Genomic DNA, 13427 nt, shown 5'->3' on the forward strand with positions numbered 1-13427 from the left:
TACGAAGCACCATAAAAAATACGCCGGGAATGGCATGCAGGAATCCGAAATAATCGTGAATTCATGCAGCCATATCCCGGTTTTCTTTTACTGATTCTGCAAAAAAGTGCTTAAGTTGTTACACTACGGCCCTTGTGCGGAATCATCTGCTTTGCATCGGACCAGAGTAAGCGCTGAAGCGCTAACTCTGATCGAGAGGAGGAATTGGATGAGTCAAGCAGGACTGCGTGCGAACAGCACCAGTGATGTTGAGGCAACGATCTCACATGATTCGACGGGCCACACGCTGCATCGTGGCCTGACTTGGAAAGACGCATTCTGGGTAACGAGCGGCGTGCCGGCAGGCGTGCTGTTCACGATCGGCGGCGTATGCGCGACGATCGGCCAGCCCGCGTGGGCGATCTGGATCGCCGCGATCACGATGGGGCTGATCCAAAGCGCGACTTATGCGGAAATATCGGGGCTATTTCCTCATAAATCGGGCGGCGCGTCGGTGTATGGCGCGATCGGCTGGGTCCGTTACAGCAAGCTGATTGCCCCGGTGTCCGTGTGGTGCAACTGGCTCGCGTGGTCGCCGATGCTTGCGCTCGGCTGCGGCCTCGCGGCGAGCTATGCGCTCACGAGTCTCTTTCCCGCCAACGCGGCGGTGCTGCATTGGCAGCTCAAGTTAGCGGACCTGAGCTTTATCAAGCCTGGTCTGTCCTTGCGGATCAACGCGACGTTCATCATCGCGACAATCCTGCTTCTCATCACGTTCAAGCTTCAGCACAGCGGTGCATCGAAGGCTGCGCGCACGCAGCGCATTCTCGGCATCGCATCGCTCACGCCGCTGTTGATCGTCGGCATCGTGCCGTTCGTCACCGGTGACGTACCGATGTCGAACCTGCTCCCGCTGCTGCCGCTCGGTCACGACGCGCACGGCAATCTCACGGCCGCGACGTTCGGTTCGTGGAACGGGCAGGGCGTCACGATGGCGCTCGGTGCGATGTTCATGGCCAGCTGGGCGTCGTACGGCTTCGAGACGGCTGTCTGCTACACGCGCGAATTCCGCGATCCGCGCCGTGACACCGCGAAGGCGATCTTCTGGTCGGGTGCGCTGTGTCTCGTCGTGATGACGCTCGTGCCGCTGGCGTTCCAGGGTGCACTCGGCACGCAGGCGATGCTCGATCCGGCGATCGGCGACGGCACCGGCGTCGCGGCCGCGATGGCGAAGATCGTCGGCGGCGGCGCGTGGGTCGCGAATGCGGTCGTCGTGATGCTGATGCTGTCGATCCTGCTGATCGTGATGACGTCGATGATGGGCTCGTCGCGCACGCTGTACCAGGCATCGGTGGACGGCTGGCTGCCGAAGTACCTGTCGCACGTGAACGAGCACGGCTCGCCAACGCGCGCGATGTGGACCGATCTCGGCTTCAACCTCGTGTTGCTGATGATGTCGGACTACATGACGGTGCTGTCGATCTCGAATGTCTGCTACATGCTGTTCGTATTCCTGAATCTTCAGTCGGGCTGGATCCACCGGATGGATCGCGGCAACTGGGATCGGCCGTTCCGCTGCCCGACATGGCTGCTCGTCGGCGGAGCGATCTGCGGCTATGCGAACCTCGTGTATGTCGGCGCGGGTGCGAACCTGCAGGGCGAGGGCACGCTGCGTAATGGCCTGATCGCGATGCTGCTGATCGTGCCGGTATTTCTCTATCGCCACTACTGGCAGGATCGCGGCCGGTTCCCGGCGCAGATGCAGCGCGACATGGAGCTCGAGGTGCCGAAGCGCAGCATGTGGCTGAATCTGATGCCTTACGCGGCGCTGATCGGCGCGGGGTTGACGATCTGGTTGTCGTATTACCTTGCGTGGGTGAAGTGACGAAGTAATGCGCGTATCGCCGCGCGCGATGGTCCCGGAAACCGCACACGGGGCCGTCGCGTGAAGCGTCAGACGCAATGCGATTGCAAAATGGCCCGACCGGTACGCCGGTCGGGCCATTTTTCGTTTTCTTCGCGTTCGAACGAACGCGCCGCCCTCTTACGAAAACACCACCGTCCGATCCCCGTTCAAAAACACCCGCCGCTCGATAAACGCCTTCACCGCGCGCGCAAGCGTGATGCTTTCGACGTCGCGCCCCACCGCCAGCAATTGCTCCGGACGCAGCGCGTGATCCACACGCTCGACGACCTGCTCGATGATCGGGCCTTCGTCGAGATCGTCGGTGACGAAGTGCGCGGTCGCGCCGATCAGTTTCACGCCGCGCGCATGCGCCTGGTGATACGGCTTCGCGCCCTTGAAGCCGGGCAGGAACGAGTGATGGATGTTGATCGCGCGGTTCGCGAGCTTCGCGCTCGTCTCCTGCGACAGCACCTGCATGTAGCGCGCGAGGATCACGAGTTCGGCGCCGCTCGATTCGAAGAAGTCGAGCCACTGCGCTTCCTGCTGCGCCTTCGTGTCGGCCGTGATCGGGAAGTGCCGGAACGGCAGCCCGTGCTGCGCGGCCATCGGCTCGAAATCGGGGTGGTTCGACACGATGCCGACGATGTCCATCTTCAGTTCGCCCATCCGCCAGCGGAACAGCAGGTCCGCGAGGCAGTGCTCGAGCTTCGACACCATGATCAGCACCTTCGGCCGCGCGTTCACGTCGTGGATCGCCCATTGCATGTCGCCGCCGAGGCCGGCCGCGATCGGCGCGAATTCCTGGCGCAGCGCGTCGATCTGCAGCGTTTCATCCGTCGGATGAAAGACGCAGCGCACGAAGAAGCGGTTGCTGAGATCGTCGTCGAACACGTTCAGCGCATCGACATAGCAGCGATGGCGATCGAGAAAGCCGACGACGGCGGCGACCTGGCCGGCCGCGCTCGAGCACGACAGTGTCAGGACGAATTGATCGGGGCGGTGCTCGGCGGTCATGAGAATCCTCGGATGGCATGGGGCGCACGGCCGTGCGGCAGCGCACCAAAGCGCCGCGCCGCGCGGATTGCGGGAGACTCAAGTAAATCAGGACGATTTTGGGGAGGATAGAACCAACGCGCCGTGTGGCTGGTATCGGCGCGCCAGCGCGCGGGGGGGCAGGCGCGCTTCGTCAGGCGCTTGCGCACGCGTCGAGCAGCCAGCGCCGGAACACGTGGGTTGCGTCCGGCTCGGGCCGCTGCGGCGGCCGCACCAGGAAGTAGCCGCGCGACGTGACGACGGGCGCGTCGATGAGCTTCACGAGCTGGCCGGACGCGACGAGCTCGTCGACGAGCGGCGACCAGCCGAGCGCGACGCCTTCGCCGAGCAGCGCTGCGTGGATCACGAGCGCGTAGCTGTTGAAGGTCACGCCGCGCGCGGCGGCCGCCATGTCGAGGCCGTGCGCGTCGAACCAGCCGGACCACGACAGCCAACGCTCGGGGCGCGTCGGCTGCACGTGCAGCAGCGGCAGCGCGAGCAGTTGGTCGGCCCGCGCGACGTGCGGATGCGCGTCGCGGAACGCGGGCGAGCACACGGGCGTGACGGATTCCGGAAAGAGCCGCGCGGCCGTGCACGACGGCCAGTGGCCGTCGCCGAACAGGATCGCGATGTCGCCGTGGTCGCGCTGCGCGTCGTAATCCTGTGACGTGACGACGCGCACGTCGACATCCGGCATCACGCGCTTCAGGCCCGCCAGGCGCGGCATCAGCCAGTAGGTCGCGAAGCCGAAGTCGGTGACGATCGTGAGCGCGCCGTGCTCGCGGCGCGCGCGCAGCGTCGCGGTGGCGCCGCGCAGCGTGTCGAGGCTCAGCCGCACGGCTTCGTACAGGCACTGGCCGTCGGCTGTCAGCGTGACGCCGCGCGGGCTGCGCTCGAACAGCGGCACACCGAGTTCGGCCTCGAGCTGGAACACCTGCTGGCTCACGGCCGGCTGCGTCGAGCCGAGCTCGCGCGCGGCGGCCGTGAAGCTCGCGAGCCGGGCGGCCGATTCGAACGCGCGCAGCGCCTGCATCGACGGTAACGGTTCGGATTTCGACATAAGTCCTTCTAATGGCCCCATAAGGGCAGGACGCCTTCCCGCCCGGATTCGGGCGGGCGATAGTGCATCGGACGGTACGGCAGACGCGCTTCACGGCCGCCGCGCCAGGCCTTTCCGCGATTCTAGCCAGTCGCGGCGGGCATGCGCGGCACTTTCTTCGGGCCGCGTCCGTCATGCCGGACGTCTCGCCGCCAAAGCGGCGCGCCGTTCCATTCGAACACCGATTTCCCCACGACCGCCGATGACGAACCCGACACCCAACATCCTGATCCTGATGGCCGACCAGCTCACGCCGTTCGCGCTGCCGGCATACGGCAACCGCGTCGCGCGCACGCCGACGCTCGACCGGCTCGCCTCGCAAGGCGTGGTGTTCGACGCAGCGTATTGCGCGAGCCCGCTGTGCGCGCCGTCACGTTTCTCGCTGCTGACCGGCAAGCTGCCGTCGGGGATCGGCGCCTACGATAACGCCGCCGAATTGCCGGCGCAAACGCTGACGTTCGCGCACTACCTGCGCGCGGGCGGCTACCGGACGATGCTGTCCGGCAAGATGCATTTCTGCGGGCCCGACCAGTTGCACGGCTTCGAGGAGCGGCTCACGACCGACATCTATCCGGCCGATTTCGGCTGGGTGCCCGATTGGGACAACCCGGCGGAGCGGCCGAGCTGGTATCACAACATGAGCTCGGTGCTCGACGCGGGCCCGTGCGTGCGCACGAACCAGCTCGATTTCGACGACGAAGTCACGTTCGCCGCGAAGCAGAAGCTGTACGACGTCGCGCGCGAGCGCGCGGCCGGGCATGACGCGCGGCCGTTCTGCATGGTCGTGTCGCTGACCCATCCGCACGACCCGTATGCGATCACGCGCGAATACTGGGATCTGTATCGCGACGACGAGATCGACATGCCGGCCGTGCGGCTCGATGCAGCGGACAGCGACCCGCATTCGCAGCGGCTGCGCTTCGTCTGCGAGAACGACCGCACGCCGCCGACCGAGGCGCAGATCCGCGCCGCGCGCCGCGCGTACTACGGCGCAACCTCCTACGTCGACACGCAGTTCGGCAGCGTGCTGGCCGCGCTCGAGCAGTGCGGGTTCGCCGACGACACGATCGTGATCGTCACGTCCGACCACGGCGACATGCTCGGCGAGCGCGGGCTCTGGTACAAGATGACGTTCTTCGAAAGCGGCTGCCGCGTGCCGCTGATCGTCCATGCGCCGGGCCGCTTCGGCGCCGCGCGCGTGCGCGGGCCGGTGTCGCACGTCGACCTGCTGCCGACGCTCGTCGACCTGGCCGGCGCCGCGCCCGCCGGCGGCTGGCCTGACCCGGTCGACGGCGCAAGCCTCGTGCCGCACCTGCACGGCACGCCCGCTCACGATGTCGCGCTCGGCGAATACCTGGCGGAAGGCGCGGTCGCGCCGGTCGTGATGATCCGCCGCGGCGACTGGAAATACGTGCATTGCCCGGCCGATCCCGACCAGCTCTACAACCTCGCCGACGATCCGCGCGAGCTGACGAACCTGGCCGGCTCGCCGGAAGCCACCGGCGTGCTCGCGGCGTTCCGCGTTGAAGCCGCGCAGCGCTGGAACCTGCCCGAGCTGGACCGGCAGGTGCGCGCGAGCCAGCGGCGCCGGCGCTTCCATTACGCGGCGGCGACGCAGGGCCGCATTCACGCGTGGGACTGGCAGCCCTTCACCGACGCGAGCCAGCGTTACATGCGCAATCACATCGAACTCGACACGCTCGAGGCGATGGCGCGTTTTCCGCGGGTCGGGCGCTGAGCGCTCCGCATCGCGATCATTGACGAACGACGGAGGAAGCTGGCGATGGAACCGCAATGCAATGCAGCAATCCGGATCGGCGCGGCGCTCGCCGCGGCCGCCTGCTTGATGACGATGCAGGGCGCGCATGCGGCCGACCCGCAGACGTGCAGCGACGTGAAAATGGCGGCGCCAGGCTGGACCGACATCGACGCGACGAATGCGATGGCGGGCGTCGTGCTGAAGGCGCTCGGCTATCGGCAGGACGTGGCGAACCTGTCCGTGCCGATCACGTACCAGGGGCTCAAGAAAGGGCAGGTCGACGTGTTCCTCGGCAACTGGATGCCCGCGCAGGCGCCGCTCGTGAAGCCGTTCGTCGATGACAAATCGATCGACGTGCTGCACGCGAACCTGAGCGGCGCGAAGTTCACGCTTGCGGTGCCCGACTACGTCGCGGCCGCGGGCGTGCATACGTTCGCCGATCTCGCGCGCCATGCAGACCGCTTCGGCGGCAAGATCTACGGGATCGAGCCCGGCGCGCCCGCGAACCAGAACATCAAGCGGATGCTGTCCGACCACGCGCTCGGTACGGCGAACTGGTCGCTCGTCGAATCGAGCGAGACGGGCATGCTCACGCAGGTCGAGCGCGCGGTGCGCGACAAGCGCTGGATCGTGTTTCTCGCGTGGGAGCCGCATTTGATGAACACGAAGTTCCATCTGACCTACCTGTCGGGCGGCGACGCGTACTTCGGTCCGAACTACGGCGGCGCGACGGTCAACACGGTCACGCGCGCCGGGTTTGCCGGCCAGTGCGCGAACCTTGCGCGGCTGTTCCGGCAGATGACGTTCTCCGTCGACGTCGAGAACCGGATGATCGCCGACATGCTCGATAACAAAACGTCGCCCGCGCTCGCGGCGCAACACGCGCTGAAGGCCGACCCGGCGCTGGTCGCCGGCTGGCTGGACGGCGTGACGACGGCCGCCGGCGCACCGGGCCTGCCGGCCGTGCGAGCGGCCCTCGACGGCCGCTGACCCAGCCTCCGGGCGGCCGGTTTTTGCCGTGCCGCCCGTCTACGTGTTTTCCCGACCCGTCGCATCGTGACCATTTAGTGTCGCCTTCAGACGGGTGACCCGAAATATGGGTTTGTATTTTTCGGCAATGGCTGCGTTATTGCGAAAAACGAAATACCGAAGCCAGCGGGCGTACTGAATTCGAATCCACCGGCGTATCGCGGCACGCGCCGGGACGAGATTCTTTCCATCGAATGGTTCAGGGAGGGTGGTCGATAATGAAGCACACGAAAGTCGCCGTAGCCGCCGCGCTTGCATGCGCGGCCTGTATTCCCGCCATTGGCCATGCGCAGAGCAGCGTGACGCTGTACGGGATTCTCGACGCGGGCATCACGTACGTGAACAACACCGGCGGTTCGCACGTGGTCAAGTTCGACGACGGCGTCTCGTACGGAAACCGCTTCGGCCTGAAGGGCACGGAAGACCTGGGCGGCGGCCTGAAGGCCGTGTTCGCCCTCGAGAGCGGCTTCCACCTCGGCAACGGGCAGCTCGGCTTCGGCGGCGCGGAGTTCGGCCGGCAGGCGTATGTCGGCCTGCAGAACGACTGGGGCACGCTGTCGTTCGGCAACCAGCTCGACATCACGAACGAACTCGTGTCGATCTACAACATCTCGGCGTGGGGCAGCGGTTATGCGATCCACCAGGGCGACTTCGACCGCTTCAACGGCGACCGCCTGCCGAATTCGGTGAAGTTCCTGTCGAACGACCTCAGCGGCTTCAAGTTCGGCGCGATGTACTCGTTCGGCAACGTCGCGGGCAATTTCCACCGCAACAGCGCATGGAGCGCGGGCGCGAGCTTCACGAAGGGCGACTTCTCGATCGGCGCTGCGTACACGCGCCTGAACAACCCGAACGGCATCTATGCGTTCGACCCGTACGCGATGATCGGCACGCACACGTTCCTCGGCCAGCAGACCGTCACCGTCGATCCGGCGACCGGCGCGCGCACCGACTTGTTCGCGAACACGCCGATGGACGTCGACAGCCAGGGCACGTTCGGCATCGGCTCGAGCTACACGATCGGCAAGCTGACGCTCGACGCCAACTTCTCGTACACGACGATCAAGGGTTTCGGCCAGTCGTCGCACATGCAGGTGTATGAAGGCGGCGGCTTGTACCAGTTCACACCGGCGCTGAGCCTGATCGCGGGCTACCAGCATACGCGTTTCGAAGGCCATCACTGGAACCAGGGCACGGCGGGCCTGCACTACCTGCTGTCGAAGCGCACCGACGTATATATCTCCGGCGATTACCTGCGCGCGTCGCACGGCGTCGATGCGGTGGTCGGCTATAGCTTCACGCCGTCGACGACGCAGACGCAGGCCGACGTGCGGATCGGGATGCGGCATTCGTTCTGAGCGGGGTGGTTTGGAGCAGCGACGTCTTCAGCGAGGTCTCTCTTTGGCGCGAACTGCGGTTCGCGCTTTTTTTTGCGGATTTCCGGGGATGTCGCTGTTCGACCCTTCGCGGTCAGCCAGGCATTTATGCGCGGACGGCTCAAACATGTGCCATACCCGCCATTAGGCAATATTTGCACTGCCCTTTCCCGCTCTTCCCACCAACGCTACCGCCGATTTGGTGTTACCCCGCGCGATGTATCGCAACACTTCAGCCAGTCAAGTGCTTGATCGGAGTTCCGATAATCAGCAACCCGAAGAGCGCCTCTAGTTGTCGCTCCAACTGATCCGGTTTAGCGTGCGCCAATGCGGCCATCTCGACGACCTGTCGCATGACTTGGAAGCCGGCAATGACGGCTAGAAACATCGCGGCCCGCTGCGAGGTTTCTTCGCCGGGCAGCAGCTCAGATAACGGTCGGGCAAAGTGCGTTTCAAACTTCCTGCGCAGAATGGCTGTGGCCTGCCCATTGTTGGCCGATCGCAGCATGATGAGAAACCCGTCCATCGACGTGCTGTCCGGTGCCGTCTTCGCCACAAGCGCGGCAGCAACATCGCGGCATAGCGTCGATACGTCAGACGCGTTCGTCATCACTTCCCGCGTGAGGATGCCCGGAGCCGAAAGAACCAGGTCGACTACCTCCTCGAACAGCTGTTCCTTGGACCCGAAATAACGATTCACGAGCATCGCGGTGACTCCCGCGTTCTCAGCGATCTCGCGTACACCGACATCGTAGCCCGATTGCGTAAATGCCTGTCGCGCGGATGCGAGGATCGCCTCGCGGGTAGCCGCGCCTTTTTTGCCCAGCGTCCTCATTAATTAAACACCTGTAGATTTTTTGAGCATGGAAGTATACGATTGTATAAATTTAATGTGATCAGGGAAACACTCATGGATCTGAATCTGAGCGGAAAGCGCGTGCTGGTGACGGGATCGACGGCCGGACTAGGTGAGGCGATTGCCAAGTTGCTGGCTGCGGAGGGTGCAACAGTGGTTGTGCATGGCCGCAGCAGTGATCGTGCAGAGGCGGTCGCGGCAGCGATCACAGTGGCAGGCGGCCATGCCGAAGTCGCGCTGGGCGATCTGGCAACCGATGCAGGCGCCAATGCCGTGGTTGCCAAGGCGACCGAAGGTGGAACCATCGACATACTGGTCAATAACGCTGGCTATTATCACCATCTGAACTGGCGCACTGCCTTACCCGACAAGTGGATGGAGACCTATGAGGTCAACGTCCTGTCCGCCGTGCGCATGATTCAGCGGCTGGTGCCAGCCATGCGCGAGCGCGGGTGGGGCCGCGTGATTCAGATCGGCGGCGGACTCGCCGGTCAGCCGGTCTCGATGCAGCCTGACTACAACGCCTCGCTTGCCGCTAGGCACAACCTAGCTGTTTCGCTGGCGCGCGACCTCAAGGACTCCGGCGTGACCTCGAATGTTGTGGCACCCGGCGTGATTCTCGTGCCGGCCGTCAGGGAACTGCTCGAGAACATCGCTCCGCAGCACGGATGGGGTCAGACGTGGGAGGAGATTGAGCGCGGCTGCGTTCGCGACATGGTGCCCAACGACGTCGGCCGCCTTGGCCGTCCTGAAGAGATCGCGGCGGCGGTTGCTTATCTCGCAAGCCCATATGCCGACTACGTGAGCGGCGCCACGATCCGCGTCGATGGTGGCACGATCCGCTCTGCGTTCTGATCGGACATACAGAGAGTGCGATCATGGCTGGCAATCCGAGAACTCCTGCGAGGCGAAGGAGCGCTAACGGTCGGAAATCCGTCGTTTAAATGTCCGAGGCAGCAACCGGGTGTGTGACGGCAATTGGCCGATCCCCGACAGCCTGCCCCGCGTTCCCCGGAAATCCACGACGAACTTCTTTTTTGCCGTGCGGGACGGGTGCGCCGGTGTAGTGCACTCCTGCCTCGGCCGATCGAACGGCCGTTTGCCGTGATTGGCATATCATCGCGATTTGGCCGCGTCTGCGCTGTCCAGCCGACCGTCTCCACGACCGGGGACCGATATCGCGTCGCGATGGGCAAGTCGTTGCGCAAGCACGCACATGCGCAGGTAGCCGCTCGTTGAGCGGTTGCGTCACGCACTGCCGATCGCCGAGACCCCGATGACCGCCCACTTACCCGAACCCGCCCCTTCCTCCCCGTTACCCGCGAACCTGTTCCGTCACGCACCGTTCCAGCGCTTCTGGGGCACACGCGTGATGTCGTCGCTGGCCTTCCAGATCCTGTCGGTCGCAATCGGCTGGTATGTGTACGCGCTCACGCACAGCGCGTTCGCGCTCGGTCTCGTCGGTCTCGCGCAGTTCGTGCCGATGTTCGCGCTGACGCTCGTCGTCGGGCAGGTGGCCGACCGCTACGACCGCCGGCGCATCGCGACGATCTGCCAGGGCGTCGAGGCGCTGGCCGCCGGCGTGTTCCTGCTCGGCGCCGTGCAAGGGTGGCTGGCCGCGCCGGTCGTGTATGCGCTCGCGGCGATCGTCGGCACGGCCCGCGCGTTCGAGTCGCCGTCGGTGTCGTCGCTGCTGCCGGCCGTCGTGCCTCGCACCGACCTGCCGCGCGCGACCGCGCTGTCGACGTCCGCGAACCAGGCCGCGCAGATCCTCGGGCCCGCGTTCGGCGGTCTGCTCTACGGTGTCGGTGCGCCCGCCGCGTTCGGCACAAGCGTCGTGGCATTCGCGATCGCGGCGGTGCTGAGCGGCACGATTCCGTTGCGCAGCGCGCCGCCTGCACGCGAGCCGGTCACGCTGTGTTCGGTGTTTTCGGGGATCGCGTTCATTCGGCGCGAACCGGCGATCCTCGGCGCGCTGTCGCTCGACCTGTTCGCGGTGCTGTTCGGCGGCGCGACCGCGCTGCTGCCGATCTACGCGCGCGACATTCTGCAAGTCGGGCCGTGGGGGCTCGGCGCATTGCGCGCGGCGCCCGCGGTCGGCGCGCTCGCGGGCACGCTGTGGCTTACGCGTTTCCCGTTGAAAGGGCGGCCGGGCCGCGCGATGTTCGGCGGCGTGATCGCGTTCGGCATCGCGACGATCGTGTTCGGGCTGTCGCGGCACTTCGCGCTGTCACTCGTTGCGCTGGCCGCGCTGGGCGCATCGGACGTGGTCAGTGTCGTCGTGCGCCTGTCGCTCGTGCAGCTTCGTACGCCAGACGACATGCTCGGGCGCGTGAGCGCAGTCAATTCGCTGTTCATCGGCACGTCGAACCAGCTCGGTGAATTCGAATCGGGCGTGACGGCCGCATGGTGGGGTGCGCCGACGGCAATCGTCGTCGGCGGTGCTGCGACGATTGCCGTCGCGCTCGCGTGGATGCTGCTGTTTCCGCAGCTCACGAACATGAAGTCGCTCGAGCGCGACGTGTGATGGGCGTCACGCGTCCTGCGTCACACGCACGGCCGTGCCATAGCAGATCACTTCCGTGACGCCCGACCCGATCTCGGTCGAGTCGTAGCGCATTGCGACGACTGCGTTCGCGCCGAGTTTGCGCGCATCGGCGAGCATCTTGTCGAATGCCTGCTGGCGGGCTTTCTCGCACAGCGACGTGTAGAGCGTGATGTTGCCGCCGAAGATCGTCTGCAGCGATGCGCCGAACGAGCCGACGATCGAGCGCGAACGCACGATGATGCCCTGTGCGACGCCGAGCGAGCGAACGGTCGTATGGCCGGGCAGGTCGAATGCGGTCGTGACGCGAGCGGGCGACAGATCGTCGACGGAGCGGGTGGTGTCGGTCATGGGGGGAAGCGTGTAGCGGAGTGGTCGAGTGACGATTCTATCCGGATGAGCACGCGTTCGCGATTCGACGGGAGTCAATCGTGCGGCGGGGGTGACGCACGATGCCGGCGGCGGACCCTTCGTGAAGGACACGTGTGCGAACCGCGAGCACATGCGTCCTTCGTTTCCGGATCGACGAACGACTTGACTGCCTGCCGTCAGGGCTTCGCGACTACGGAGCCATCCCCGCCAAGATCAACCGCATAGGCCAGCGCCAGCTTGCCGAACTTCAGCGCGTGGTTTGCCTGGCGATCCGAGTTCTCCAGCGTGTCGTTCACGGTATGGATATACGGGCTGTCGTTCTGGTCGGCCTCGAACGGGAACGACGCCGGATAGCCCTGCGCATTCCACGACGCATGATCCGAGCACGCATACCCGCACTGCGACGTGCCGATCGCGAGTTCCGGCAGGTAGGTCTTCGCCAGATTCGTCAGGTAGGTGTTCTGCGACGCGTTCGTGTAATCGGTGATCAGGTAGATGTCCTTCGGATCACCCTTGTAGTTCGTCATGTCGAGCTGCAAAACGCCGACCACGTTCGCATTCTGCGCGCGGAACTGTTTCGCGATCGCCTTCGAGCCGAGCAGGCCGGCTTCTTCTGCCGCGTATCCGACAAACTTGATCGTCCGCTTCGGCCGGTAGTTGTTCGCGAGCAGCACGCGCAGCGCTTCGGTGAGGCTCGCGATGCCCGACGCATCGTCGTCCGCGCCGGGCGAGCGCGTGTTCTCCGTCGTGCGGCCGACGGTCGAATCGAGGTGGCCGCCCAGCACGACGGTGCCCGCGGCCGGATCGCTGCCGCGGATCGTCAGGATCACGGATTTCTGCGGAAAGCCCGTGTGCGCGAATTGCTCGACGGCGATGTCGGCGCGCGAGCCCGCCAGTTGCTTCCACTGCAGCGCGAGCCAGTCCGATGCGGCAACGCCGTGCGACGTCGTGTAGTAGCGGTTCGTGAAGCCCGACAGCGACGTGATCGTGCCGACGATGTTACTGGCCTGCAGTTGCTGGATCCAGGTGCCGATCTGCGGCGCGTTCGACACCTTGTACGCGGGTGCCGCGGCCTGCTTCGCGAGCGCCGGCGGCAATGGCTGCAGCGCGTGGCGCGCTTCGTCGAACGAGTCGTGCACGACATAGCCGGGCCCGTGGCCGCGCATGTAGTGGACGGCATGCGCCAGCTCGCCGAGTCGTGAATCGTCGATCTCGACGACGTGCACGGTTTCGCGGCGCGCGACGCCGTCGGCCGTCTTGCCGGCATCGACCGTCGTGCTGTACTGCGCGGTCGCGCTTGGGTCGATGCGTTGAAGCTGGCGGAACGCCGCATCGCCGAGCGTGATCCACGCGGGGGCCGCATGCGCGGCGGCGGTCAACAGCATGCCGCCCAGTGCGGCGCTCAGATGGGTAAGTTTCAGAGTAGGCATGTTCGATCTCGCTAGGGTAACGATGTCGAGGAAGAGGGCGCGCC

11 protein-coding genes are annotated in these 13427 nt (G+C 65.3%); 6 read left to right on the forward strand and 5 right to left on the reverse strand.

The features are described from left to right. Positions 1 to 208: 208 nt before the first annotated feature. A complete protein-coding gene (locus BT264_RS25970) occupies positions 209 to 1864 on the forward strand; it encodes a trimethylamine N-oxide permease (protein WP_072441956.1) in 1656 nt (551 codons plus the stop codon). A gap of 159 nt (positions 1865 to 2023) precedes the next feature. Here BT264_RS25970 and purU read toward each other — a convergent pair whose 3' ends face one another. Both purU and BT264_RS25980 read right to left on the reverse strand, forming a co-directional pair. After that, complete coding sequence (purU, locus tag BT264_RS25975; protein ID WP_072441954.1) at positions 2024 to 2899, reverse strand: formyltetrahydrofolate deformylase; 876 nt, start codon at positions 2897 to 2899, stop codon at positions 2024 to 2026. A gap of 172 nt (positions 2900 to 3071) precedes the next feature. Continuing rightward, positions 3072 to 3977, reverse strand: a complete 906-nt coding sequence (locus BT264_RS25980; RefSeq protein ID WP_072441952.1) for a choline sulfate utilization transcriptional regulator — start codon at positions 3975 to 3977, stop codon at positions 3072 to 3074. A 241-nt stretch (positions 3978 to 4218) separates the two neighbouring features. Here BT264_RS25980 and betC point away from each other — a divergent pair, with 241 nt between their 5' ends. The 3 genes from betC (at position 4219) to BT264_RS26000 (ending at position 8162) form a co-directional block, all read left to right on the forward strand. Further along, on the forward strand, positions 4219 to 5754 hold the full coding sequence (gene betC, locus BT264_RS25990; RefSeq protein WP_072441950.1) for a choline-sulfatase: 1536 nt from the start codon (positions 4219 to 4221) through the stop codon (positions 5752 to 5754). A gap of 45 nt (positions 5755 to 5799) precedes the next feature. Continuing rightward, entirely contained in the window at positions 5800 to 6765 is a 966-nt protein-coding gene (choX, locus tag BT264_RS25995) for a choline ABC transporter substrate-binding protein (protein ID WP_072441948.1), read from the forward strand. Between the two features lie 257 nt (positions 6766 to 7022). Beyond that, positions 7023 to 8162, forward strand: coding sequence for a porin (locus BT264_RS26000; protein ID WP_034180735.1), 1140 nt, complete (start codon positions 7023 to 7025; stop codon positions 8160 to 8162). A gap of 250 nt (positions 8163 to 8412) precedes the next feature. Here BT264_RS26000 and BT264_RS26005 read toward each other — a convergent pair whose 3' ends face one another. After that, the gene (locus BT264_RS26005) at positions 8413 to 9015 is read right to left on the reverse strand and encodes a TetR/AcrR family transcriptional regulator (protein WP_072441946.1); all 603 of its coding nucleotides are present in this window, start codon (positions 9013 to 9015) and stop codon (positions 8413 to 8415) included. A 75-nt stretch (positions 9016 to 9090) separates the two neighbouring features. On the opposite strand from BT264_RS26005, the gene BT264_RS26010 reads away from it, so the two are divergent. Together BT264_RS26010 and BT264_RS26015 are read left to right on the forward strand one after the other, a co-directional pair. After that, positions 9091 to 9891 carry an SDR family NAD(P)-dependent oxidoreductase gene (locus BT264_RS26010; RefSeq protein ID WP_072441944.1) on the forward strand — a complete coding sequence of 267 codons (801 nt, stop codon included), beginning with the start codon at positions 9091 to 9093 and terminating at the stop codon, positions 9889 to 9891. A 421-nt stretch (positions 9892 to 10312) separates the two neighbouring features. Beyond that, the gene (locus BT264_RS26015) at positions 10313 to 11563 is read left to right on the forward strand and encodes an MFS transporter (RefSeq protein ID WP_072441942.1); all 1251 of its coding nucleotides are present in this window, start codon (positions 10313 to 10315) and stop codon (positions 11561 to 11563) included. A 6-nt stretch (positions 11564 to 11569) separates the two neighbouring features. On the opposite strand, the gene BT264_RS26020 is transcribed toward BT264_RS26015, so the two are convergent. Both BT264_RS26020 and BT264_RS26025 read right to left on the reverse strand, forming a co-directional pair. Next, positions 11570 to 11932, reverse strand: coding sequence for a YbjQ family protein (locus BT264_RS26020; RefSeq protein WP_072441940.1), 363 nt, complete (start codon positions 11930 to 11932; stop codon positions 11570 to 11572). 197 nt (positions 11933 to 12129) lie between these two features. Then, positions 12130 to 13383, reverse strand: coding sequence for a M20/M25/M40 family metallo-hydrolase (locus BT264_RS26025; RefSeq protein WP_072441938.1), 1254 nt, complete (start codon positions 13381 to 13383; stop codon positions 12130 to 12132). Between the last annotated feature and the right edge of the window lie 44 nt (positions 13384 to 13427).

This window comes from Burkholderia sp. NFPP32 (assembly GCF_900119325.1).
Lineage (GTDB): Bacteria > Pseudomonadota > Gammaproteobacteria > Burkholderiales > Burkholderiaceae > Burkholderia > Burkholderia pyrrocinia_C.